Source organism: Bradyrhizobium sp. NBAIM01, assembly GCF_020194115.1.
GTDB classification, from domain to species: domain Bacteria; phylum Pseudomonadota; class Alphaproteobacteria; order Rhizobiales; family Xanthobacteraceae; genus Bradyrhizobium; species Bradyrhizobium yuanmingense.
The window spans coordinates 62,124-86,136 of record NZ_JADYVU010000005.1; the positions used below are offsets into that span (position 1 = coordinate 62,124).

Below are 24,013 nucleotides of genomic sequence, written 5' to 3' on the forward strand. Positions count from 1 at the left end.
CACGCGGCGGTTTGCCTCACCTGACATTTGCATTTCCAAGTCGGAACGCCGCGCGCTGTATCGTCCTTGGGCTGGACAACCCAAGGAGATCCGCAAATGCCCTATGTCGATGGTTTTATTCTCGCCGTGCCGAAGGCCAACATCGAGGCCTACAAGGCGCTGGCGACAACCGCCTGCGCCATCTGGATGGAGCACGGCGCGCTCGATTATGTCGAATGCATCGGCGATGACGTTCCCTATGGAGAGCTCACCTCGTTTCCGCGCGCGGTGATCGCGAAGGAGGACGAGATCGTGGTGTTCGCCTGGATCGTCTATCGGGACCGCGAGAGCCGCGATGCCATCAACAAGAAGGTGATGGCGGACCCGCGCATCAAGTTCGAGGGCATGCCGTTCGACGGCAAGCGCATGATCTATGGCGGCTTCACGACGCTGCTTCGGGCGAGCGACATCGTGACGTGAGGCGTGCCCGCTACTTGATCTTGTCGTAGGCCGCCGCGAAATCGCCGAGCGGCATCGGGATCGCGATGGTCTCCTTGGCCATGTTCTGAAAAGAGACCTTCAGCTGCTTGCCCGACCGCAAGGCGGCGAGCAGGTCCGGCGCAACCGGGGTCGAGGCGTAGCAGCCGCGATTCTCGCAGGTCTGGATCTGGAGATCGAACGTCTTGCCTTCGTCGACCTGGAGCTTGGCCCCGACCGGAAGGTTGAGGCCGAGCGGCAATTGCAGAAGCGCGATCGGCGTGCGGGTGTCGGGCGCGATGCGGATGTTGATCAGGACGACGGTCTGGCCCGTCTTGGTCAGCACCGCGTTCTGCTCCATCGCGCATTCGAGCGGCGCGTCGCGGCTTGCGCTGGTGCAGCGGACGATCCAGCCGGGCTGTCCGGAAGCACCGTCAGCCTGCGCCTGTGTCGGGGCAGGCGCGGGCTGCGCGGCCGGGGCGGGGGCGGCGTTCTTCTTGGCGCCCTGCTGGGCGTGTGCTGCGCCCGCTGACAACAGGACAGCAGCGACAAGGGCGACAAGTCTGGATTGCACAGGCATGGGAAACCGCATTTGCGAACCGGGGTCTCGCTGTAGCGTCGCGGCAGGCGCGGCGCAAGCTTACTCGGCGGCTTCCTTGACGCTGCCGTGCTCGGGCGTCTCCTCGCCTTCGTCGTCCGAACGGCCCCAGGTCGAGAACCAGTTGTTGAGCTTGTCGAGGTAGAGATAGACGACCGGCGTGGTGAACAGCGTCAGCGCCTGGCTGACGATCAGGCCGCCGACCATGGCGTAGCCGAGCGGCTGGCGGATTTCGGCGCCGGTGCCGTGGCCGAGCATGAGGGGCACGCCGCCGAGCAGGGCCGCCATCGTCGTCATCATGATCGGGCGGAAGCGCAGCAGTGCGGCCTGGCGGATCGATTCCTCCGGCGTCTTGTGCTCGTCGCGCTCGGCGGCAATCGCGAAGTCCACCATCATGATGCCGTTCTTCTTCACGATGCCGATCAGGAGGATGATGCCGATCAGCGCGATCAGGCTGAAGTCGAATCCGGCCGCCATCAGGATCGCGAGCGCGCCGACGCCGGCCGAGGGTAGCGTCGACAAAATCGTGATCGGATGGATGTAGCTCTCGTAGAGAATGCCAAGGATCAGATAGACCACGACCAGCGCGGCGAGGATCAGGAGCGGCACGGTGCCGAGCGATTGCTGGAATGCCTGCGCGGTGCCCTGGAAGCTCGAATTCAGCGTGGGCGGCGTCCCGAGCTCCGCCATCGCCTTCTGCACGGCCTCGGTGGCCTGGCCGAGCGCGACGCCTTGCGCGAGATTGAAGCTGATCGTGATCGACGGGAACTGGCCTTGATGGCTGATCGAGAGCGGGCGGACCGGATCGGTGGTCCAGCTCGCGAAGGTCGACAGCGGCACCTGGTCGCCGGTCAGCGGCGATTTCACGTAGAGCTTGTTTAGCGTCTCGAGATCGCCCTGCATCTCCGGCAGGACTTCCAGGATCACCTTGTAGGTGTTGAGCTGCGTGAAATATTGCGTGACCTGCCGCTGTCCGAAGGAATCATACAGCGTATCGTCGATCAGCTGGGGCTGGATGCCGTAGCGGGCGGCGGTGTCGCGGTTGATCTTGAGCTGGACCGTCGTGCCCTGCGTCTGCTGGTCGGTCGCGACGTCGCGCAGCTCCGGCAGTGTCTGCATCTTGCCAAGGATCTTCGGCGCCCATTCGTTCAGCTCGTCCAGATTGGCGTCTTGCAGCGTGAATTCGAACTGAGTGCGCGTGGGTCGACCGCCGAGCCGCACGTCCTGGGCCGCCTGCATGTAGAGGCGGGCGCCCTGGACCTTGTCGAACTGCGGACGCAGACGCGCGATGATCTGCTGGGCCGAAGCGTCACGCTCATTGCGCGGCTTCAACGTGATGAACAGGTTGCCGTTGTTGCCGGCACGGCCGCTGCCGCCGATCGACATGGCAACGCTGGCAACGTCGGGATCGGCCAGGATGATCTTGCCGAGTTGCTCCTGGCGTCTCACCATCTCCTTGAACGAGATGTCCTGCGAGGCTTCGGACGTGGCCGTGATCAGGCCGACGTCCTGCTGCGGGAAGAAGCCCTTGGGGATCAGCACGAACAGGTAGATCGACAGGCCGAGCGTGACGAAGAAGATCGCGAGCGTGGTGCGCCGCCAGGCGAGGGCGTGATCGAGCACATATTCGTAGCCGCGCAGCATCGCGTCGAAGGCGCGCTCGCTCCATTGATAGAAGCGGCCGTGCTGCACCTCACCATGGGCGCGCAGGAAGCGTGAGGCCATCATCGGCGTCAGCGTCAGCGATACGAACATCGAAACGAAGATCGTCATCGCCAGCACCACGGCGAATTCGCGGAACAGGCGCCCGATAATGCCGCCCATCAGGAGCAGCGGGATCAGCACCGCGACCAGCGAGATGCTGATGGAGACGATCGTGAAGCCGATTTCCTTGGAACCCTTGAAGGCGGCCTCCATCGGCGAGTCGCCTTCCTCGATGTAGCGCGTGATGTTCTCGAGCATCACGATGGCGTCGTCCACCACGAAACCGACCGCGATGGTGAGCGCCATCAGCGACAGATTGTCGAGCGAATAGCCGACCGGCCACATCAGGGCGCACGCGCCCAGCAACGCCAGCGGAACCGTGACGGTGGGAATGACCGTCGCCCAGAAGCTGCGCAGGAAGATGAAGATGACCATGACCACGAGCACAATGGTCAAGAGCAGCGTGAACTGAACGTCCTCGACCGCGGCACGGATGGTCGCGGTGCGGTCGCTGATGAGCTCGATCTTGATCGCGGGCGGGATCGCCGCCACGAGACGAGGGAGGGTCGCCTTGATCCTGTCGACGGTTTCGATGACGTTGGCGCCGGGCTGCTTGAAGATTACCAGGAACACGCCGCGCTTGCCGTTGGCCCACGCCGCCTGCTTGGCGTCTTCGGCAGCGGTGACCGCTTGGCCGATATCGCGGATTCGCAACGGAGCGCCGTTGCGATAGGCGATGATGACGTCGTTCCAGTCCTTCGCGTGGGTGAGCTGGTCGTTGGCGTAGATCGTATAGGCCCGCTTCTCGCCGTCGATATTGCCCTTGGGGCTGTCAACCGTGGTGATCGCGATCTGGCTGCGGATATCCTCCATCGACAAGCCCTTGGCGACCAGCTTTGCGGGATCGACCTGAATGCGGATCGAGGGTTTCTGCTGGCCGCCGATGAAGACCTGGGCGACGCCCGAGAGCTGGCTGATCTGCTGGGCGAGCTGGGTGTCGACGGCATCGCTGACGCTGGTCAGCGGCAGCGTCTCCGATGTCGCCGACAGTAGCAGGATCGGCGCGTCGGCGGGGTTGACCTTGCGGTAGGTCGGGGGCGACGGCAGGTTCCTCGGCAACTGACCGCTGGCCGCGTTGATGGCACCCTGTACGTCGTTGGCGGCGCCGTCGATGTTGCGGTTGAGGTCGAATTGGATGGTGATCGACGCCGTGCCCAGATAGCTCGTCGAGGTCATCTGCGCGATGCCAGGAATCTGGGCGAATTGCCGCTCGAGCGGCTGCGCCACCGACGAAGCCATGGTCTCGGGGCTGCCGCCGGGCAAATTGGCGGTGACCTGAATGGTCGGAAAGTCCACCTGCGGCAGGGGCGCGACCGGGAGCAGGGGATAGGCGACCAGGCCGACGAAGAGAATGCCGGCCATCAGCAGCGAGGTGCCGATGGGATATCGGATGAAAGGCGCCGAAATCCCGCCCCCGATCATTGCTGTCGAACCTTGTTCTGGGTCGGATCCGAGCTTGCTACCGCCGTCGACACCAGGCTTCCGGGCTGCACCTTGAACTGTCCGCCGACGATCACCTGCTGACCGGGGCTCAATCCTTCCTCGATGACCGAATGACCGTCGATGCCATAGCTGACCTTGATCTTGTGCAGTTCGGCCTTGTTGTCCTGGTTGACCGTATAGGCATAGAGTCCGTTGGTGGAGCGCTGGACCGCGTCATCCGGAACGACCGTCGCATCCTTCAGCGTTCGCACCAGGAGCCGCGTCGAGACCGATTGCCCCGGCCACAGCGTTCTTTCCTTGTTGTCGAACACCGCCTTGAGCCGGATCGTGCCGCTGGTCGCGTCGACCTGGTTGTTGATCACCGCGAGCTTGCCCTCGGCCAGCGTTCTCTTGCCGTCGGTGGTGAAGGCGATCACCTTGAGCGCGCCGGCCTTCTGGCCCTCGCTGATATAGGGGAGCTGGTCTTCCGGCGCGGTGAAGATCACGGCGATCGGCTCGACCTGCGAGATCGTGACGATGGCAGTCTGCGACGAAGCGTTGACGATGTTGCCGACGTCGACCTGACGCAGGCCTGCCACGCCGGTGATCGGCGCCTTGATTTGGGTGTAATCGAGCTGGGTCTGGGCGTTGGAGATCGCGGCATCGTCGGCGGCGATCTGGGCGGTGAGCTGAGCGACGGTGGAGCGCTGTGTGTCGACGCGCTGGGCGGTGGCGAATTCGCCGAGCTTCGTGGCGCGCTGGAGCTCGAGATTGGCGTTGGCGAGACTGGCCTCGTCCTGCGCCTTCTTGGCCTTGGCCTGGTCAAGCGTGGCCTGATAGGGGCGGGGATCGATCGAAACCAGGAGATCGCCCTGCTTGACGATCTGGCCTTCCCTAAATTCGAGCCTGTCGATCTGGCCATCCACACGGCTTCGGACCTGGACCGTGTTAAAGCCCTGAACCGTGCCGAGACCAGTGAGATAGACCGGAAAGTCGGTCTTCTGAACCGGCGCAACGCTGACCGGGACGGCGGAGGGGCGAGGCGGGCCTTTTTGTGCGGTCTGGGTTTTTCCAGCCTCGGACGTGCCGAATTTCTGCCAACCATAATAGCCCGCAGAAGCCACGGCCGCGATGATCAGAAGCCAAAGGATCGGCCGGGACTTGTTCATGTCGTCTCGTGTCGGCTCGTATGCCCTCGGCTACGAATATCGGGGCAATCGTACGGTTCCAGCATGATGTATAATACACGCCAACTTCCAGAGTAAACAGCACTATCGGGTGAGAATCCTAAACAATTGGAAAGCTTTGCACCGTGTAGGCAGCTCGTTGGCGCGGCGACGTGCAATGCCGCGTTTTCCCGCCGCGACCGGCCGGCGTGCAAGTCTTGCGCAGCACGCGGAGCAGTGTGCTCAGGACCGATCGGCCCCGCGCCGCGCTGCCTTTCGGATCTGCCGCAAGAACGGTTCTAAGTCGCCTCGTAGCCGTTTCGGTTACCATGGATTTCGGCATCGTCCATTTCGGCGCCGCAGCGACGGAGCAAAGCATGCACGAGCTGAACGGCAAGCTGATCGCGTGCCAGATTCTGATCAAGGGGTTGATCGCGCGTGTCGCCAACGAGCAGCGCGATCCCTTGTGCTTCCTCACCGACTTTCGCGACGAAATCAAAGCCGTTGTCAACGGCGCCAACATCGCCGGCATGGACAGCACCGATCGCGTGCGCGCCGTTGCGAAGACCGTCGACGAGTTGCTGTGGCTGATGAAACCCAGAGCGGCGATCGAGTGGCCAGCAATCGATTTGCGTTTAGGACGCATCCTTCGCTCAGAGAGCGGGGCAGTTTAGAATCGTTTTGATCTTGATCTATTCAAGGGTTCTCGCGAACGGCACGCATTGACCCGCAATTGCGTGGCCGATACCAACAGGCGACATTCGTTCGACGCGTGTGAACGACAGGAATTGGAGGGCCTTGTGCTCTATCCTCCAGCACCTCTCGTCGCCCCCGTGACCAGGGGGACGCGGGTTGCGTCTTTCTTCTGGCTTCAGAGCATGATACGGGACGATCAAGCCCGGAGCATGATCTATGGCCTCGACACCGCGATACAGGCGCTGGTGGAACGGCTCGGGCGTGACGATCCCGAAACGGTCAAATTGACGGGTATCTATCACAATCTCATTCGCTACTGGGCCGAAGTATGAAGACCATCTCCTTTCAAGCAAGCCTTGCCGCAGCCTTGATGCTGGCGTCTGCCTGGCTCGCATCCCCCGTTTCCGCCCAGACGCAGAGCCCGCCGGCACCGGCCCCATCGACGGCTCAGCCGTCCGCTGCCGGGACCGTCCCCCCGGCAGCTGCGCCTGCGGCCTCGACGGCTCCCGCCGTCGTGGGCGCCGCCCCGGTGGCCGCCAATCCCGCGGGTGCGAAGCCCGAGGCTGCGGCCATGAAGGAATTGTCGCCCTGGGTGATGTTCATGTCGGCGGACGTCATCGTGAAGGCGGTGATGATCGGGCTCGCCTTCGCTTCGCTGATGACCTGGACCGTCTTCATCGCCAAGTCGATCGAGCTGTCGGTCGCCTCCGGCAAGCTGCGTGCGGCGTTGAAGAAGATTGCGGAGGCGCGCTCGCTTGCCGAAGCGCAGATGGCGCTCGGCACCAAGGAGGGCATCCTGCCGTCGTTCCTTGCGGCGGCGTTGCGCGAAGCGCGGATCTCGGCTGGCCTGTCCAGCGATGCCGGCATCAAGGAACGCGCCGCCTCGAGCTTTTCCGAGATCGTGCGCGCGGAGCAACGGCGCATCCGGATCGGCATGGGCGTGCTCGCGACCATCGGCTCGACCTCGCCCTTCGTCGGCCTGTTCGGCACGGTCTGGGGCATCATGAACAGCTTCATCGGCATCTCGAAGTCGCAGACCACGAACCTCGCCGTGGTCGCGCCCGGCATCGCCGAGGCGCTGCTCGCCACCGCGATCGGCCTCGTCGCCGCCATTCCCGCCGTCATCATCTACAACCACTTCTCGCGCGTGACGAAAGGCTATCTCGAGCTCGTCAGCCGCGCCTCGGGCGCGGCGGGGCGACTGCTGTCGCGTGATCTCGACCGCAGCCACGGCAGCGTGCATTCGCGCGCGGCGGAGTAGACCATGGCCGTTTCGCTCGCTGACAATGATGACGACGACGATTTCTCGGAAACGCATGACATCAACGTCACGCCGTTCATCGACGTCATCCTGGTGCTGCTGATCATCTTCATGGTCGCCGCGCCGCTGTCCACTGTCGACCTGCCGATCGATCTGCCGACGTCGAGTGCCACGCCGCAGAAGAAGCCGGACAAGCCGACCTATCTCAGCATCAAGCCCGATCTGACGCTCGCGATCGGGGAGAACGCCGTTCACCGGGCCGAGTTGATCGGAACCCTCGACGGCCTTTCCGAGATGAGCAAGGACAAGTACGTTTTCCTGCGCGCTGATCGCTCGGTGCCCTATGGCGAGTTGATGGGCGTGATGGAGCTCTTGCGCTCGGGCGGCTATACGCGGGTGAAGCTGGTCGCGCTGGAAGGCGCACCGGGGGCGCCTGTGGCAGGCGCCGCCCAGCCTTAAGAAGACGGAACGATGGCGGACGAACCGAGACCATCCCGGAAGCTCTGGATCCTGGCGGCGGCGGCCGCGCTCGCCCTGCATCTCGGCGGTGCTGCGCTCGCGCTGGCGCATTTGCACGGCGACGACGACGGCGATGGTCTCGGCGCGGCCGGAGCCGAGTTCGCCGTCGAGATGGCTTCGCCGGAGGCTCAGGAATCCGATTTGCCGACCGGACCAAACGACTCCGCGGCACAAGAGGAGCGCCCGGAGCTTCCGGAGCAGAAGGCCGAACTGAAGGAGACAGAACTTCCTCAAGATCGACCGCAAGAGGCCGAGGATCCCGATCGCATCGTCAGCGAAAAGGTTGCGAAGAAGGAGCAGGACGACGATCCAAAGGCGGCTGCCGTTGAAACGCCCGCCATGGAGGCTGCCCCAAAGCAGGTTGATATGGCCCGGCAAACGTTCGAGGACGCAACGCGCGAGGCCGAAAAGGCCCTGGCGCCGGTGGTTGGGCTCGGCAAGGACATCCTGAAGATCACGGTGGACTGGAACAAGAAAATCAGTGCGCGTATCAAGCAGCACCAGATCAATCCGGAAGGCAGAGAGAACGCCAATCAGAAGGTCACGGTGAGTTTCGCGCTCAACCGAAAGGGAAATGTGGTCTCGGTCGACGTGATCGCGTCGTCCGGCGACGCCGCCTACGATGCAGCTGCGATCTCGATGGTTCGCAAGGCGGATCCTTTCGAGCCGCCTCCGGTTCAACTGACCGAGGAGCGTTTCGAGCGCACCCTCGAGATCAGCTTCGCCCCTGAGAAATCGAAGAAGACCGCCAACAAGAAGTCGGCTCAACGCCAGTAGAGCCGGATCCCGACATAGACCACCACCAGGCAGGCGAAGATCAGCGCCACGGGCAGGGGCCGTTTCTGGGCTCCGCTGGCCGCGCCTGTCCCGAAGAAACCAGCGCTTTTCGGCTTCGGCGCCGGGCGCCGGAAAGCGGTAACATTATCCGCTGCCGGCTCGGCCTCGCGCGGACGGACGTCGGGCGGCGTTCCAGCGCCACCCATCTCGACGTAATAGGCCTTGTAGATCGCACCGATGGTGGCCTCGGTGGCTTCGCCCTCGCTCATCTGCGCCAACAGGTTCCTGTAGCTGCTCAGGAACTCTTGGGCTTCCGGAGGCAGCGCGGACGCCCCGTTGAGCTTAGCCATCATCTTCCAGGTGGCGAAATCGGCGCGGGCGCGGGTGTCGGCGCGTCGCGCGATCAGCATATCGGCAGCTTTGACCAAGTCGGCCTCTGGCCTTTCGGCTCGTGTTCGGGTGTTCCGGTTCAACTACGCATTGCCGGTCAGGAAGAGAACAGCCTGAATCACATAACCGGTCAACGTCCGCAGTATTGCTGAAATAACATCAAGATTTAGACCTAACTGCGAGCCCGCCAGCGGCAGCAGGATCAAGAGCCCGATCAGGATCAACATACCGAACGGCTCGAGCCGGGCCAGCGGCAAGGCGAGGGCCCGCGGCAGCAGCCCGACCGCAACTCGGCCGCCGTCCAGCGGGGGGATCGGCATCATGTTGAAGACGGCCAGGATGGCGTTGATGATGAGGGCATTCTTGAGGTTGTCGGCAACCCATTTCGCCGCGCTCGCGGGCACCAGCGGCAGGGCATGGAAGGCGAGGGCGGTGGCGAGCGCCAGCAGGATGTTGGTGGCGGGTCCGGCCAGCGCTACCCAGACCATGTCGAGCCTGGGATTGTTCAGCTTGCGGAAGTTTACCGGCACCGGCTTGGCGTAGCCGAACAGGAACGGCGAATGCGCGAACAGCAGCATCGCCGGCAGGATGACGGTGCCGAACGGGTCGATATGCCTGATAGGATTGAAGCTGACGCGGCCGAGCTGCGCGGCCGTGTTGTCCCCGAGCCGGTCCGCGACGAAGGCATGCGCGGCCTCATGGAAGGTGATGGCGAGCACGAGGGGAAGCACCCACACCGACAGGTCGTACAAGGAAATGTTCACAGCTCATCCATTTCGGTTAGCTAGCGGCCTTGCAACCGTCCTGACCAAACCGGCGCAGCAACGCTTCGGCTCAACATAGGGTGGCCGGTTCCGAATTGCCACGCTGCAGATGGATGCTTCGGCCGGCCGCCGTGCAGTCGCGCAAAGTCACGCCGGGATCGTCCCGGGATATTGCACCAAGCCGTCGTCGAGCTTCACCCAGGCGAGCTTTTCCGACGCCCAGATGTGCTCGGTCGGCGCAAAGGCGTTACGATCATCGAAGGTGGCGAGCGCAACGCCCGCTAGCGTGCCGTTGCGGCGCCAGGCGAAAAGCCGCGTGCCGCAGCGCTTGCAGAACACGCGATCGATATTCTCCGAGGAGGCGTAGCGTGCAGTCTCGCCGTCGACGCTCAGCGCACGCTGGTCGAACTGCGCGCGGGCGAAATAGGGCGAACCCATCGCCTTCTGGCAGATGCGGCAATGGCAGATGCGGACGTTGAGCGGCTCGCCCTCCGCCTTGAACCGTACCGCGCCGCACAGGCAGCCGCCTTCCCGGATCATGATGTCCTCAATAGGTCGCCCGCCCACCGGAAATATCAAACACCGCGCCGGTCGAGAACGCGCAGTCCTCCGACGCGAGCCAGCTCACCATCGCGGCGAGCTCTTCCACCAGCACGAAGCGCCCCTTCGGGATCTTCGACAACATGAAGTCGATATGCTGCTGCGTCATCTGGTCGAAGATCGCGGTCTTCGCCGCCGCCGGTGTCACCGCGTTGACGAGGATGTCATGGGCGGCGAGCTCCTTGCCGAGCGACTTCGTCAGCGCGATCAGGCCGGCCTTGGACGCCGAATAATGCGCGGCGTTCGGGTTGCCTTCCTTGCCGGCGATCGAGGCGATGTTCACGATCCGCCCGTATTTCTGCTTGAGCATTTCGGGCACGATCGCCTTGGAGACGATGAAGGGGCCATCGAGGTTGATGCGCAGAACTTTCCGCCATTCCTCCAGGTCCGTCTCCCACACCGGCTTGTTGACCCCGGCGATGCCGGCGTTGTTGACGAGAATGTCGATCTTGCCGAAGGTCTTGAGCGTCGCATCGCGTGCCTGCTCGACGGCCGCCGTGTCGGTGACGTCGACCTTGAAGACTTTCGTTTCGCCGCCGATCTCCTTTGCCGTCTTCTCGGCCAGCGCGGCGTCAAAGTCCCAGATCGCGACCTTGGCGCCGGAGGCGACGAAGCGCTCGGTGATGGCGCGGCCAAAGCCCTGCGCGCCGCCGGTGACGATAGCGATGCGGCCGTTGAGATCGATCTTGTTCATGCCGGAGGCCTTCCTGCGTCAGAGCATGTAGCCGCCGTCGACGACGAGATCGACGCCGGTGGTGAAGGCGCTCTCGTCGCTGCCGAGATAGACCGCCATCGCGGCGATCTCCTCGGCGGTGCCGAGCCGGCCCATCTTCTGGCGCGAGATGAACATCTCCTTGCCCTGCGGGCCCTGGGCTGCCGCGCGGTCGAGCATCGAAGGCGTCTCGACGGTGCCGGGACAGATCGAGTTGCAGCGGATGCCCTTGGTGATGAAGTCGAGCGCGACCGCGCGCGACAGCAGCGACACCGCCGCCTTCGACGAGCTGTAGACGTAGCGGTTCGCCGGCGGCCGCAAGGCCGCGCAGGACGAGATGTTGACGATGCTGCCGCCGCCGCCGGCGATCATGTCGGGCAGGAAGGCCTTGATGGTCCGGTGCATCGACTTGACGTTCAGGTCGAACGAGAAATCGAAATCCTCTTCCGAGCACTCCAGGATGGTGCCGTGGTGCACGAAGCCGGCGGCGTTGAGCAGGATGTCGATCTTGCCGACGCGCTTGGCGAAGGCGTTGACGTCGGCGGTGTTGCGGACGTCGAGCTTTGCGACCTCGGCGATGCCTTCCTTCGTCAGGCTCGCGATGCCGGCTTCGTTGATGTCGGTGGCGATGACGGTTGCGCCTTCACGCGCGAACGCGATGGCGCAAGCGCGCCCAATGCCTGCCGCGGCAGCCGTGACGACGGCGCGCTTTCCCTTGAGGCGGTCTGCCATGTTGTTTCTCCTGCGAATTTTCCTTCGTCATTCCGGGGCGCGCCTCTTGGCGCGAACCCGGAATCCATCGCGCCACAGCGCCGGTGGATGAATGGATTCCGGGCTCGCGACTGCGTCGCGCCCCGGAATGACCGTGTCAGTGATTGTCCCGCGCCACACCGAACGTGCCGGCGACGTTCTGATACCTTGTGGCGAGCTCCATGCAGGCGCCGGTCGATTGCTGGCCGACGGTGTTGCGGTAGATCTCCTGCCACGGCGTCTGGTTCGGCGGATGCTTGAAGCCGCCGCTGGCCTTGAGCTCGGCGTGGCGCTTCTTCAGCTCCTCGTCCGGGATCAGGATGTTGGCGCTGCCCTTGTTGAGGTCGATGCGGACCTTGTCGCCGGTCTTGAGGACGGCAAGCCCGCCATTGGCGGCCGCTTCAGGCGAGGCGTTGAGGATCGAGGGCGAGCCAGAAGTGCCGGACTGGCGACCGTCGCCGATGCAGGGCAGGGACAGGATGCCGCGTTTGATCAGCGCCGCCGGCGGCTGCATGTTCACAACCTCGGCGCCACCGGGGTAGCCGATCGGGCCGGTGCCGCGGATGAACAGCACGCAGCGCTCGTCGATGTCGAGCGAGGGATCGTCGATCCGCTCGTGATAATCCTCCGGCCCCTCGAACACGATGGCGCGGCCCTCGAAGGCATTGAGGTCCTTCGGGTTGCTGAGGTAGCGGTCGCGGAATTCCTTGGAGATTACGCTTGTCTTCATGATCGCGGAATCGAACAGATTGCCCTTCAGCACCAGGAAGCCGGCGTCCTTCACCAGCGGCTTGTCGTAAGCCCAGATCACGTCGTTGTCGGGAGCGGGCGCGTTCTTGCAGTTCTCGCCGATGCCGCGGCCGTTGACCGTGACCGCGTCCTCATGGATGCGCTTGTGCTTCATCAATTCGCGCACCACGGCGGGCACGCCGCCGGCGCGGTGAAATTCCTCGCCGAGATAGAAGCCGGCCGGCTGCATGTTGACCAGGAGCGGCACGTCGTGGCCGAACTTCTGCCAGTCCTCGATCGACAGCTCGACGCCGATATGGCGGGCGAGGGCGTTGATGTGGATCGGCGCGTTGGTCGAGCCGCCGATCGCCGAATTGATCACGATGCAGTTCTCGAACGCCTTGCGGGTCAGGATGTCGGAAGGCTTCAAATCCTCCCAGACCATCTCGACGATGCGTTTTCCGGTCTCGTAAGCGATCTGGCCGCGCTCGCGATAGGGCGCCGGGATCGCCGCGCAGCCCGGTAGCGAGAAGCCGAGCGCTTCGGCAAGCCCGTTCATGGTCGAGGCCGTCCCCATGGTGTTGCAATGGCCGACCGAGGGCGCCGAGGAGGCCACGATCTCCATGAACTCTTCATAGTCGATCTCGCCCGCCGCGAGCCGCTCGCGCGATTTCCAGACGATGGTGCCGGAGCCGGTGCGCTCGCCATTGTGCCAGCCGTTCAGCATCGGGCCGCCCGACAGCACGATCGCGGGCAGGTTCACCGTCGCCGCCGCCATCATGCAGGCCGGCGTGGTCTTGTCGCAGCCGGTGGTCAGCACCACGCCGTCGAGCGGATAGCCGTAGAGAATTTCGACGAGGCCGAGATAAGCGAGGTTACGGTCGAGCGCCGCGGTCGGTCGCTTGCCGGTCTCCTGAATGGGATGGGTCGGGAATTCCATGGCGATGCCGCCGGCCTCGCGGATGCCTTCGCGGACGCGGTGCGCGAGCTCGAGATGATGGCGGTTGCAGGGGGACAGATCGTTGCCGGTCTGGGCGATGCCGATGATCGGCTTGCCGGATTGCAGCTCGGCGCGGGTGAGGCCGTAATTCAGGTAACGCTCCATATAGAGCGCGGTCATGCCCGGATTGTGCGGGTTGTTGAACCATTCCTGCGAGCGAAGATGGCGGCGGGTACCGTTGCTGCCGGCGGCATGCCCGTTGGTTGGTTTCTTTGTCATTGGTTTCTCCTGCAATGCAAACGCGACTACCGTCCGTCTCATGGTGTCGGCATGTGCGGTGCCCAACGGCGCGCGCGATGATCTGCCTTCCCGCTGGCGGGTCGTTTCCTCACGATTCCGATACTAGTCGTGGCTGCTTGGTAACGCTATCATTTTGTTCGCCGCGCCCGCGCCTGATACGGCTGGCCTGCTGTCCGAACGTCGCGCCGACGAGCTTTGCCGCTCGATCACCTTGAAGCCGAGATCGAGCACCGGCTGCTCCGGGCGGCGGCCCTCGATCGCGTCGATCAGCATGGTGGCGGCCGTCTTGCCCATCTCATAGCGGTTGGTGCGGACGCTGGTGAGGGTGGGGACGGCGGCGGCCATGAATTCGAGATCGTTGAAGCCGACGATCGCGATCTGCCCGGGGACTGCGATCTCCCGGCGCCGGCATTCGAACAGCACGCCGAGCGCGAGGTCGTCGTTGGCGCAGAACACCGCATCGATGTCCGGCTCGCGCGCCAGCAGATCGGTGAACAGGGCGCCGCCGAGCGTCACCGAGGTCGGCGTCGCCGTCGTGACCACCAGGCGCTGGTCGAACGATCCGGCGTCCCTCATGGCCGAGACATATCCGTCCAGCCGCCGCTGCACCCTGGGATCCATCCGCGCGCCGACGAAGCCGACCTTGCGGTGACCTTGCTCGAACAGATGCGCGATCGCCCCGCGGGCCGCATCATAGTGCGAAAAGCCGATCATCATGTCGACCGGGTCCGGGCCGATCTCCATGATCTGCACGATCGGACAGTCCGCGGCCTGAAGCATCGCGCGCGACTCCGCGGTCTGGTCGATCCCGGTGACGATCAGCCCGGCCGGCTTCTGCGCCAGAAACAGACGCAGCAACTTCTCTTCCTGGAGAATGCTGTAGCGCGTGTTTGACAACTGGATCGAGTAGCGGCTGCCTTCGGAGGCGTCATAGATGCCGCGCAGCACGTCCGAGAACACGTTATTGGTGAGCGATGGGATCAGGACACCGATGACCTCGGTGCGTTGCGAGGCGAGGGCGCGCGCGGCAAGGTTGGGCACATAGCCGAGCTCCTTGGCGGCGCTCTCGACCCGCGTCCGCTTGGCGACCGACAGGGCCTCCGGATTGCGGAAAAAGCGCGACGCGGTAATCGGGCTGACGCCGGCGAGCTCGGCCACTTCGGCCAGCCGGATTTTGCCTGACTTGGTGCGTTTTCGACCCATCTGCTGCTCTTAACACAGTCAGTCCCGCAAACAAAGGAACGTTGACAGCGCTACCAGCAACGACTAACCAAAGACAAATTGCCAAAACCGCACAAACTACCGACAATGTTGCCCGCTAATATCGGGCCTGGTTCGGTAAAGTCCGAAAAACAAGACGGTCGCGGCGCGAGAGGCGCCGTGGACTTTCGAGGAGGGAGCTAGATGTCGTCTGTGCAAATCCGCGACGTGCGGAAATCGTTCGGCAATTTTGAAGTCCTGCACGGCGTGACGATTCCGATCGAGGACGGCCAGTTCGTCGTCCTGGTCGGCCCCTCCGGCTGCGGCAAGTCGACGCTTCTGCGCATGCTCGCCGGCCTCGAGAACATCACTTCCGGGACGATCTCGATCGGCGACCGCGTCGTCAACAATGTCCAGCCCAAGGAGCGGGACATTGCGATGGTCTTCCAGAACTACGCGCTCTATCCGCACATGACGGTCGCCGACAACATGGGCTTCTCGCTCAAGCTGCGGAATGCCAGCTCGGACGAGATCAACAAGCGCGTCAAGCGCGCCGCCGAGATCCTCGCGCTGTCGCCGCTGCTCGACCGCTATCCGCGACAGCTCTCCGGCGGTCAGCGCCAGCGCGTCGCCATGGGCCGCGCCATCGTGCGCGATCCGCAGGTGTTCCTGTTCGACGAGCCGTTGTCGAACCTGGACGCCAAGCTGCGCGTGGCCATGCGCACCGAGATCAAGGAGCTGCACCAGCGGCTGAAGACGACGACCGTCTACGTCACCCACGACCAGATCGAGGCCATGACCATGGCCGACAAGATCGTTGTCATGCATGACGGCATCGTCGAGCAGATGGGCACCCCGCTCGAGCTCTACGACAAGCCCGACAACCAGTTCGTCGCCGGCTTCATCGGCTCGCCTGCCATGAACTTCCTCAAAGGCCATGTGCGCGTCAACGGCGTTGCGAGCTTCGAAGGACCGAACGGCGTCAAGCTCCCGCTCAAGACCGCGCCCGCCAATTCCGACGGCCGTCCTGCGGTCTATGGCGTGCGGCCGGAGCACTTCACCATCGCCGATGACGGCGCCGAGGCCGAGATCATCGTCGTCGAGCCGACCGGCTCGGAGACGCAGGTGTTTGCCAAGCTCGGCGGCGAGCAGGTCGTCGCGGTCTTCCGCGAGCGTCACCAGTTCAATCCGGGCGACAAGGTGCGGCTGAAGCCCGAGCCATCGCTGGTCCATCTGTTCGACGATGCGACGGGCAAACGCATGAACGCCTAACGCATCAGACGACAAGGCATAGACAACAAAAAAGCATCACAGGGAGGACAACATGCAAGACTTTACCCGCCGGTCTCTGCTTCAAGGCGGCACCGCTTTGGCTGCGACCGGCATGCTGACGGGGCCGGCACTGTTCGACTTCGCCAAGGCCTGGGCGCAGAGCGCGCCTTGGAAGGCCGAACCCGGCGCCAAGCTGACGGTGATGCGCTGGAAGCGCTTCGTGCCGGCGGAGGACGATGCGTTCAACGCGATGGTGGCGGCGTTCAAGGCCGCGACCGGCACCGAGATGAACACCTTCAGCGAGTCCTTCGAGGACGTGCAGCCGAAGGCCTCGGTTGCAGCCAACACCGGCTCCGGCCTCGATCTCGCCTGGGGTCTGCACACCCTGCCGCAGCTGTTCCCGACCAAAGTGCTGAAGATGAATGATGTCGCCGATTATCTCGGCAACAAATACGGCGGCTGGACCGATGCGGCGGCCAAGACCTGCAAGCTCGGCAACGACTGGCTCGGCATTCCCGTCGCGACCAACGGCGGTTACATGACCTACCGCAAGTCGGCGCTCGACAAGGCTGGCTTCAAGGAATTCCCGAAGGACTTTCCCGGCTTCCTCGAGATGTGCAAGGCGCTCAAGTCCAACAACACGCCGGCCGGCTTTGCGCTCGGTCACGCCTCGGGCGACGGCAATTCCTGGCTGCACTGGGTGCTGTGGGGCCACGGTGCCTACACGGTCGACCAGAACGACAAGATCGTCATCAATTCGCCGGAGACGGCGAAGGCGCTGGAATATTGCAAGGCGCTGTACGACAACTTCATTCCGGGCACGGCGTCCTGGAACGATTCCTCCAACAACAAGGCGTATCTCGCCGGCGAGCTCTATTGCACGGCGAACGGCATCTCGATCTACGTCGCCGCCAAGACCGATCCCAGCAAGAAGGAGCTCACCGAGGACACCTATCACGCGCTCTGGCCGGTCGGTCCGGTCGGCAAGCCGACCGAGCTGCAGCTGGCGCTGCCGATCCTCGCCTTCAACTTCACCAAATATCCGAATGCGGCAAAGGCCTTCGTCGCCTTCATGCTGGAGAAGGAGAACTACGAGAAGTGGCTGGCCGGCGCGCAGGGCTATCTGACGCAGACCCTGAACGCCTATGAATCGGCGCCGATCTGGACGGCCGATCCCAAGAACGCCGTGTTCTCGCAGGCCTCCAAGCGCACGCTGCCGGCGTCGGGCATCGGCACCGTCGGCGAGAAGGCGGCAACCGCGATCGCCGACTTCATCGTCGTCGACATGTTCGCCAATTACTGCACCGGCGCCAAGGATGCGAAGGGCGCGATGGCGGAAGCCGAGCGCCAGCTGAAGCGCATCTATCGCTGAACAGTCACGGGGCGGGCGGCTCTTGGGTCGCCCGCTCGTCAACATTTCGATCAGGGATATCGGGCATGGCTGATGTCGCAATTCCCCGGGCCAAGCCTCAGATGACCGAGGCTGGCGCCTGGGCCCAGCTTAAACACAATCGCAATTGGCTCGGCTTCTGGTTCATGGTGCCGGCCATGGTGTTCCTGATCTTCTTCCTGGCCTATCCGCTGGGGCTGGGCATCTGGCTGTCCTTCACGGACACGCGCATCGGCAGGGTCGGACAGTTCATCGCCTTCGAGAACTACGAATGGCTGTGGGACGATTCCATCTTCTGGCTGTCGGTGTTCAACACGCTGCTCTACACCTTCGTCGCCAGCGCCTTCAAATTCGGCATCGGCCTTTACCTCGCGCTGCTGCTCAACGAGCACATGCCGTTCAAGGCGATGCTGCGCGCGATGGTGCTCATCCCCTTCATCGTTCCGACGGTGCTCTCCGCGCTCGCCTTCTGGTGGATCTTCGACTCGCAATTCTCGATCATCTCCTGGTCGCTGAAGCAGCTCGGCCTGATCAACCAGAACATCAACTTCCTCGGCGACACGACCTGGGCACGCATTTGCGTGATCTTCGCCAATATCTGGCGCGGCGTGCCGTTCGTCGCGATCACGCTGCTCGCAGGCCTCCAGACCGTCTCGCCGTCGCTCTATGAAGCCGCGACGCTCGACGGCGCCACGCGCTGGCAGAATTTCCGCTACATCACCTATCCGCTCTTGACGCCGATCATCGCCGTCGTGATGACCTTCTCGGTCCTGTTCACCTTCACCGACTTCCAGCTGATCTGGGCGATGACGCGTGGCGGCCCGGTCAACGCCACTCATCTGATGGCGACCCTGTCCTATCAGCGTGCGATCATCGCCGGGCAGCTCGGCGAGGGCGCCGCGATCTCCAGTGCGATGATCCCGTTCCTGCTCGCCGCCATCATGGTGTCCTGGTTCGGCCTGCAGCGTCGCAAGTGGCAGCAGGGAGAAAACAATGACTGATCTCCCCACCTCGCGGATCGATCTCAAGGCCGTCCTGCATAGCTCGGCTCCGACAGTCGCGAAGGATGATCACAGCGAGGGCATGAGCTATCTGCAGTCGGTGCCGCGCAGGCTGGTGACGCTGTACCTGCCGCTCGCCATCATCGTCGTCGTCCTGCTGTTCCCGTTCTACTGGATGGCGCTGACCTCGGTGAAGCCCGACGAGCAGCTGCTCGACCTCGACAAGTACAATCCGTTCTGGACCTGGAATCCGACCTTCAAGCACTTCCACAAGCTGCTGTTCGAGAGCTACTATCCGTACTGGCTCTGGAACACGATGTACGTGGCGATCTGCGCGACGGTGCTCTCGATCATCGCCTCGGTGTTCGCCGCCTACGCCATCGTGCGCTTGCGTTACAAGGGCGCCAATCTCGTCGGCGGGCTGATCTTCCTCGCCTATCTGGTGCCGCCGTCGATCCTGTTCATTCCGCTCGCCACGGTCGTGTATCAGTACGGCCTGTTCGATTCGCCGCTGGCGCTGATCCTGACCTATCCGACCATCCTGATCCCGTTCTCGACCTGGCTGTTGATGGGCTATTTCAAGACCATCCCCTTCGAGCTCGAGGAATGCGCGCTGATCGACGGGGCGAGCCGCTGGCAGATCCTGATCAAGATCGTCGTGCCGCTGGCCATTCCCGGCCTGATCTCGGCCTTCATCTTCTGCTTCACGCTGTGCTGGAACGAGTTCATCTACGCCCTGACCTTCCTGCAATCGACCAGCAACAAGACGGTGCCGGTCGCGATCGTGAACGAGTTCGTGGACGGTGACATCTACCGCTGGGGCTCGCTGATGGCGGGCGCGCTGGCCGGCTCGCTGCCGCTCGTGATCCTTTACGCCTTCTTCGTGGAGCATTATGTGTCGGCGATGACCGGCGCCGTGAAGGAATGATCGCGGGGCTTGCCGAGGGCGCGCCAATGGTTTCAAGAGCGGCGCGCTCCGGCCAATAAGTCCGGCCAATAAGAAGGAGTTGAGCTCTTGCACATTCTGGTTCTCGGCGCCGCCGGCATGGTCGGCCGCAAGCTCTGTGAACGGCTGCTGCGCGACGGCCGGCTCGGCAAGAGCGATATCACCAAGCTGACCATGCATGACGTGGTCGAGCCGAAGAAGCCGGAGCAGGCCGGTTTTGCCGTCGAGACCGTCTCGGGCGATTTCGCCGTCCCGGGCGCGGCTGAGAAACTGATCGCAGGTCGCCCCGACGTGATCTTCCATCTCGCCGCGATCGTCTCCGGCGAGGCCGAGCTCGACTTCGACAAGGGCTATCGCATCAATCTCGACGGCACGCGGATGCTGCTCGATGCGATCCGCCTTGCGGGCGGCGGCTACAAGCCGCGCGTGGTGTTCACGTCCTCGATCGCAGTGTTCGGCGCGCCGTTTCCCGATGCGATCGGCGACGAGTTCTTCCATACCCCGCTGCTCAGCTACGGCACGCAGAAGGCGATCGGCGAACTTCTGCTCGCCGATTATTCCCGCCGCGGCTTCCTTGACGGCATCGGCATCCGCCTGCCGACCATCTGCATCCGGCCGGGCCTGCCCAACAAGGCGGCATCGGGCTTCTTCTCCAACATTCTGCGCGAACCGCTCGCCGGCAAGGAAGCGATCCTCCCGGTCTCCGAGGACGTCCGCCACTGGCACGCGACGCCTCGCTCGGCCGTCGGCTTCCTGCTTCACGCCGGCACCATGGATCTCGCCACTGTCGGCCCGCGCCGCAACCTGACCATGCCGGGCCTATCGGCCACGGTCGGCGAGCAGATCGCCGCCTTGAAGCGGGTTGCGGGCGAGAAGGTCGCCGCGCGCATCAAGCGCGAGCCCGATCCCTTCATCGTCGGCATCGTCGGCGGCTGGCCGCGCAATTTCGATGCCAGGCGGTCGCGCGAACTCGGCTTCACCACCGCCGAGAAGACGTTCGACGAAATCATCCGCATTCACATCGAAGACGAGCTCGGCGGCAATTTCGTCGCCTGAGCTCGGACTGAGCGGGCCCTGATGATGGCGAGCGTTGCTTGCATCGGCGAATGCATGGTCGAGCTGCGGCAGGCCCAGGGCGGCGCGTCCGCCGGGCAGGGGCAGGGCGGTGGCCTGTACTCACGCGGCTTCGGCGGCGACACCCTCAACACGGCGGTGTATCTGGCGCGGCTGGACGTCAAGGTCGATTATCTCACCGCGCTCGGCGATGACGCCCTGAGCGACGAGATGGTCGCTGCCTGGAATGCGGAAGGCGTCGGCACGCGGCGTGTCGTGCGGCTCGCGGGCAAGCTGCCCGGCCTCTACATGATCCAGACGGATGCGGAGGGCGAGCGCCAGTTCTTCCATTGGCGCGACAGTGCGGCCGCGCGCCAGCTGATGAGCCTGCCGGAGACGGACGAGCTGCTCAACTCGCTGATGAGCTACGACGTCGTCTATCTCTCTGCGATCACGCTCTCGATCTACGACGCGGCCGGGCGCGAGCGCCTGTTCGGCGCCATCAAGCGCGCGCGCCTGCTCGGCACTCGCTTCGTGTTCGACACCAATTTCCGCGCGCGCGGCTGGCCCGACCGCGATATCGCGCGGGAGGTGTTTGCGACCGCCTTCGCGGCCGCCGACATCGTGCTGACCTCGACCGAGGATCTGCTCGCGCTCCATCCCGGCGAAAGTCACGACCAGCTGATGGCGCGCATCCCAACCCCGGAACTGGTGTTCCGTCTGCCCGAGCCGGTGAGCCTGTTGCGCTACCCCGGCGGCGCCAGCGAGGTCCGCGCCGAGCCCATGACCAAGCCCGTGGTCGATACCACCGCCGCCGGCGACAGCTTCGCCGCGGCCTATATCGCGGCCCGGCTCGCCGGCGCCGAGCCGGTGGAGGCGGCCCTATCAGGACATCGGCTCGCCAGCCTCGTGATCTGCTATCCCGGCGCCATCATTCCGGGCTATGCCATGCCGCCGAAGAAGCGGCACCGGCCGGCGGCGTCCCGCCAGGCCAACAATTAGACAGCGACCAAATGAATCGAGACCCATGACCACGGCTGCCCAACAGAACCACCTCGTCGCGCTGTTCAAGGCTGCGACTGTCATTCCCGTCCTCACCATCGAGCGCATCCAGGATGCGGTGCCGCTGGCGCGCGCGCTGGTTGCCGGCGGGGTCCGCACGCTGGAGGTGACCTTGCGCACCCCCGTTGCGATCGAGGCGGCGCGCGCGATGATGACCGAGGTCCCCGAGGCGGTCGTCGGCATCGGGACCATTCTCAACCCGTCCGACTTCAGCCGCGTCGAGAAGCTCGGCGTCGCGTTCGGCATCAGCCCGGGCCTGACCCCCGATCTGCTCAAGGCCGCGACCGACAGCTCCTTGCCGTTCGCGCCAGGGATTGCCACGGCCTCGGAACTGATGATGGCGCTGTCCTACGGTTTCGACGTCGCAAAGTTCTTTCCGGCGGAGCAGGCCGGCGGCATCAAGGGCCTGCGCGCCCTCGGCGGGCCGTTCCCGAACGTGCGGTTCTGCCCGACCGGCGGGGTGGGCGAGGCCAATGCCGCGACGTGGCTGGCTGAACCCAATGTCGTTGCGGTTGGCGGGTCCTGGCTGTGCCCGACGGCGGAAATCCGGGCCGGGAACTGGGCCGGCATAACTGCCATCTGCGAGCGGACCCTCAAGGCGCTGAAAGCCGCGTGAAGTCTTGCCATCCCTGGGCTAAGACTTAGCTCAGGAAGAGGCCTCCAGGGAGAAATGACCATGACCGCCAGCATCGTCGGATGGGCGCATACGCCGTTCGGCAAGTTCGACACCGAAACCGTCGAAAGCCTCGTCACCCGCGTCGCCAATGAGGCGCTGGCGGATGCCGGCATCTCGGCCGGTGATGTCGACGAGATCGTGCTCGGCCATTTCAACGCCGGCTTCTCGCCGCAGGATTTCACGGCGTCGCTGGTACTGCAGGCCGATCCCAAGCTGCGCTTCAAGCCGGCGACCCGTGTCGAGAACGCCTGCGCCACGGGATCTGCCGCCGTGCATCAGGGCCTGCGCGCGATTGCCGCAGGGGCGGCCAAGATTGTGCTGGTCGTCGGCGTCGAGCAGATGACGCGCACGCCGAGCGCCGAGATCGGCAAGAACCTGCTCAAGGCTTCCTACCTCCCTGAGGACGGCGACACGGTCGGCGGTTTCGCCGGCGTGTTCGGCAAGATCGCCAGCTCCTACTTCCAGAAATACGGCGACCAGTCCGATGCGCTGGCGCTGATCGCGGCCAAGAACCACAAGAACGGCGTCGCCAATCCCTTCGCCCAGATGCGCAAGGACTTTGGCTTCGACTTCTGCCGCGCCGAGAGCGAGAAGAACCCCTATGTCGCCGGCCCGCTGAAGCGGACGGACTGCTCGCTGGTCTCCGACGGCGCCGCTGCGCTGGTGCTGGCCGATGCCGAGACGGCCAAGGGCATGACCAAGTCGATCGGCTTCCGCGCCACTGCGCACGCCCAGGACTTCCTGCCGATGAGTAAGCGCGACATCCTGCAGTTCGAGGGCTGCACGGTCGCCTGGCAGCGGGCGCTGGAGAAGGCCGGTGTCACGCTGTCCGATCTCTCCTTCGTCGAGACCCATGACTGCTTCACCGTCGCCGAGCTGATCGAGTACGAAGCGATGGGTCTGACGCCGAAGGGGCAGGGCGCCCGCGCCATCAAAGAAGGCTGGACGCTCAAGGACGGCAAGCTGCCGGTCAATCCGTCCGGCGGCCTCAAGGCCAAGGGCCATCCGATCGGCGCCACCGGCGTCTCCATGCATGTGATGACCGCGATGCAGCTCGCGGGCCAGGCGCCCGAGGGCATGCAGCTCAAGAACGCCAAGCTCGGCGGCATTTTCAACATGGGTGGCGCGGCCGTCGCCAACTACGTCTCCGTCCTGGAGCCGCTGAAGTAGTTTGATCCTGTAGGGTGGGCAAAGGCGCCATACGCCATGCCCGCCTTATTTCTTTGCGTTAGATCATGGTGGGCTCGCGCGGCCCCCCTTAATGCTCTGATTGATTTTGCGGGAAATGCATCATGAGCACTAACTACGAAGATTCACTGTCGATGGACGCACTCAACGATCGTATCGCGATCCTCGAAGACAATATACGCCAACTCATCGAGCAGGCCGCTGCCGCCTCCGGCGAGCAGAACGAGTCGCGCATCGCTGACCGGATCAACCAGCAGAATGACGAACTCGACCGGCTCCTGAAGATCCGGGAATCCCGTCAGAAGAAATAGCGGCCGACGTCGCCCCGCGGCGCATGCCGCCATACGCCGCTCGCCCTTGCGCGAGCGGCGGCACTGCCGT

At 64.1% G+C, this 24,013-nt stretch carries 24 protein-coding genes and 1 pseudogene; 15 read left to right on the plus strand and 10 right to left on the minus strand.

Going from position 1 to position 24,013, the window contains the following annotated elements:
• Positions 1-96 precede the first annotated feature (96 nt).
• Entirely contained in the window at positions 97-459 is a 363-nt protein-coding gene (locus I6F31_RS18030) for a DUF1428 family protein (protein ID WP_225185872.1), read from the plus strand.
• 10 nt (positions 460-469) lie between these two features.
• Here the strand turns inward: I6F31_RS18030 and I6F31_RS18035 are convergent, their stop codons facing one another.
• The 3 genes from I6F31_RS18035 to I6F31_RS18045 are packed head-to-tail and all read right to left on the minus strand — an operon-like array spanning position 470 to position 5,409.
• Positions 470-1,036, minus strand: coding sequence for an invasion associated locus B family protein (locus I6F31_RS18035; RefSeq protein WP_036034330.1), 567 nt, complete (start codon positions 1,034-1,036; stop codon positions 470-472).
• Between the two features lie 60 nt (positions 1,037-1,096).
• A complete protein-coding gene (locus I6F31_RS18040) occupies positions 1,097-4,240 on the minus strand; it encodes a multidrug efflux RND transporter permease subunit (RefSeq protein WP_036022406.1) in 3,144 nt (1,047 codons plus the stop codon).
• Entirely contained in the window at positions 4,237-5,409 is a 1,173-nt protein-coding gene (locus I6F31_RS18045) for an efflux RND transporter periplasmic adaptor subunit (RefSeq protein WP_225125804.1), read from the minus strand. Before I6F31_RS18045 ends, I6F31_RS18040 begins: the two co-directional genes overlap by 4 nt.
• A 374-nt stretch (positions 5,410-5,783) precedes the next feature.
• Between I6F31_RS18045 and I6F31_RS18050 the strand changes: the two genes are divergently transcribed.
• The 5 genes and pseudogenes from I6F31_RS18050 to I6F31_RS18070 all read left to right on the plus strand — a co-directional run bounded on the left by I6F31_RS18050 (position 5,784) and on the right by I6F31_RS18070 (position 8,659).
• A complete protein-coding gene (locus tag I6F31_RS18050) occupies positions 5,784-6,080 on the plus strand; it encodes a hypothetical protein (RefSeq protein WP_225146776.1) in 297 nt (98 codons plus the stop codon).
• A gap of 126 nt (positions 6,081-6,206) precedes the next feature.
• Positions 6,207-6,434 (plus strand): annotated as a pseudogene (locus I6F31_RS18055) (PKHD-type hydroxylase); the annotation flags it as partial.
• On the plus strand, positions 6,431-7,363 hold the full coding sequence (gene exbB, locus I6F31_RS18060; RefSeq protein ID WP_225185873.1) for a tonB-system energizer ExbB: 933 nt from the start codon (positions 6,431-6,433) through the stop codon (positions 7,361-7,363). The pseudogene I6F31_RS18055 and the gene exbB, both read left to right, overlap by 4 nt.
• Before the next feature lie 3 nt (positions 7,364-7,366).
• Positions 7,367-7,822 carry a TonB system transport protein ExbD gene (gene exbD / locus I6F31_RS18065; RefSeq protein ID WP_036001202.1) on the plus strand — a complete coding sequence of 152 codons (456 nt, stop codon included), beginning with the start codon at positions 7,367-7,369 and terminating at the stop codon, positions 7,820-7,822.
• A 12-nt stretch (positions 7,823-7,834) separates the two neighbouring features.
• Positions 7,835-8,659 (plus strand): TonB family protein, encoded by an 825-nt coding sequence (locus I6F31_RS18070; protein ID WP_036001198.1) that lies wholly within the window; start codon positions 7,835-7,837, stop codon positions 8,657-8,659.
• On the opposite strand, the gene I6F31_RS18075 is transcribed toward I6F31_RS18070, so the two are convergent.
• From I6F31_RS18075 to I6F31_RS18105, 7 genes are all read right to left on the minus strand, one after another.
• On the minus strand, positions 8,647-9,069 hold the full coding sequence (locus I6F31_RS18075; protein WP_036034307.1) for a hypothetical protein: 423 nt from the start codon (positions 9,067-9,069) through the stop codon (positions 8,647-8,649). The genes I6F31_RS18070 and I6F31_RS18075 overlap by 13 nt on opposite strands.
• A gap of 63 nt (positions 9,070-9,132) precedes the next feature.
• Positions 9,133-9,813: a site-2 protease family protein gene (locus I6F31_RS18080; protein ID WP_036001193.1), complete on the minus strand. Its 681-nt coding sequence runs from the start codon at positions 9,811-9,813 to the stop codon at positions 9,133-9,135.
• Positions 9,814-9,960: 147 nt separating this feature from the next.
• Complete coding sequence (locus I6F31_RS18085; protein WP_225155866.1) at positions 9,961-10,353, minus strand: GFA family protein; 393 nt, start codon at positions 10,351-10,353, stop codon at positions 9,961-9,963.
• A 7-nt stretch (positions 10,354-10,360) separates the two neighbouring features.
• Positions 10,361-11,107 (minus strand): SDR family NAD(P)-dependent oxidoreductase, encoded by a 747-nt coding sequence (locus I6F31_RS18090; RefSeq protein WP_225155867.1) that lies wholly within the window; start codon positions 11,105-11,107, stop codon positions 10,361-10,363.
• 18 nt (positions 11,108-11,125) lie between these two features.
• Positions 11,126-11,857 (minus strand): SDR family oxidoreductase, encoded by a 732-nt coding sequence (locus I6F31_RS18095; protein ID WP_036001186.1) that lies wholly within the window; start codon positions 11,855-11,857, stop codon positions 11,126-11,128.
• A gap of 136 nt (positions 11,858-11,993) precedes the next feature.
• Positions 11,994-13,823: an IlvD/Edd family dehydratase gene (locus tag I6F31_RS18100; RefSeq protein WP_109144084.1), complete on the minus strand. Its 1,830-nt coding sequence runs from the start codon at positions 13,821-13,823 to the stop codon at positions 11,994-11,996.
• A 123-nt stretch (positions 13,824-13,946) separates the two neighbouring features.
• Positions 13,947-15,047, minus strand: coding sequence for a LacI family DNA-binding transcriptional regulator (locus I6F31_RS18105; RefSeq protein WP_225125795.1), 1,101 nt, complete (start codon positions 15,045-15,047; stop codon positions 13,947-13,949).
• 201 nt (positions 15,048-15,248) lie between these two features.
• On the opposite strand from I6F31_RS18105, the gene ugpC reads away from it, so the two are divergent.
• The 9 genes from ugpC (at position 15,249) to I6F31_RS18150 (ending at position 23,943) form a co-directional block, all read left to right on the plus strand.
• Complete coding sequence (gene ugpC, locus I6F31_RS18110; RefSeq protein WP_036001178.1) at positions 15,249-16,316, plus strand: sn-glycerol-3-phosphate ABC transporter ATP-binding protein UgpC; 1,068 nt, start codon at positions 15,249-15,251, stop codon at positions 16,314-16,316.
• Positions 16,317-16,368: 52 nt separating this feature from the next.
• Entirely contained in the window at positions 16,369-17,688 is a 1,320-nt protein-coding gene (locus I6F31_RS18115; protein ID WP_225185874.1) for an ABC transporter substrate-binding protein, read from the plus strand.
• A 65-nt stretch (positions 17,689-17,753) separates the two neighbouring features.
• Positions 17,754-18,707, plus strand: a complete 954-nt coding sequence (locus I6F31_RS18120) for a sugar ABC transporter permease (RefSeq protein WP_085972022.1) — start codon at positions 17,754-17,756, stop codon at positions 18,705-18,707.
• A complete protein-coding gene (locus I6F31_RS18125; protein ID WP_036022472.1) occupies positions 18,700-19,635 on the plus strand; it encodes a carbohydrate ABC transporter permease in 936 nt (311 codons plus the stop codon). The genes I6F31_RS18120 and I6F31_RS18125 overlap by 8 nt, the downstream gene beginning before the upstream one ends.
• A gap of 87 nt (positions 19,636-19,722) precedes the next feature.
• Complete coding sequence (gene denD / locus I6F31_RS18130; RefSeq protein ID WP_225185875.1) at positions 19,723-20,709, plus strand: D-erythronate dehydrogenase; 987 nt, start codon at positions 19,723-19,725, stop codon at positions 20,707-20,709.
• Between the two features lie 24 nt (positions 20,710-20,733).
• Positions 20,734-21,708 carry a sugar kinase gene (locus I6F31_RS18135; RefSeq protein ID WP_225146777.1) on the plus strand — a complete coding sequence of 325 codons (975 nt, stop codon included), beginning with the start codon at positions 20,734-20,736 and terminating at the stop codon, positions 21,706-21,708.
• Positions 21,709-21,733: 25 nt separating this feature from the next.
• On the plus strand, positions 21,734-22,384 hold the full coding sequence (gene eda, locus I6F31_RS18140) for a bifunctional 4-hydroxy-2-oxoglutarate aldolase/2-dehydro-3-deoxy-phosphogluconate aldolase (protein ID WP_036022476.1): 651 nt from the start codon (positions 21,734-21,736) through the stop codon (positions 22,382-22,384).
• 60 nt (positions 22,385-22,444) lie between these two features.
• Positions 22,445-23,614, plus strand: coding sequence for an acetyl-CoA acetyltransferase (locus tag I6F31_RS18145; RefSeq protein ID WP_027571779.1), 1,170 nt, complete (start codon positions 22,445-22,447; stop codon positions 23,612-23,614).
• 122 nt (positions 23,615-23,736) lie between these two features.
• Positions 23,737-23,943: a hypothetical protein gene (locus tag I6F31_RS18150; RefSeq protein WP_036001140.1), complete on the plus strand. Its 207-nt coding sequence runs from the start codon at positions 23,737-23,739 to the stop codon at positions 23,941-23,943.
• Positions 23,944-24,013 lie beyond the last annotated feature (70 nt).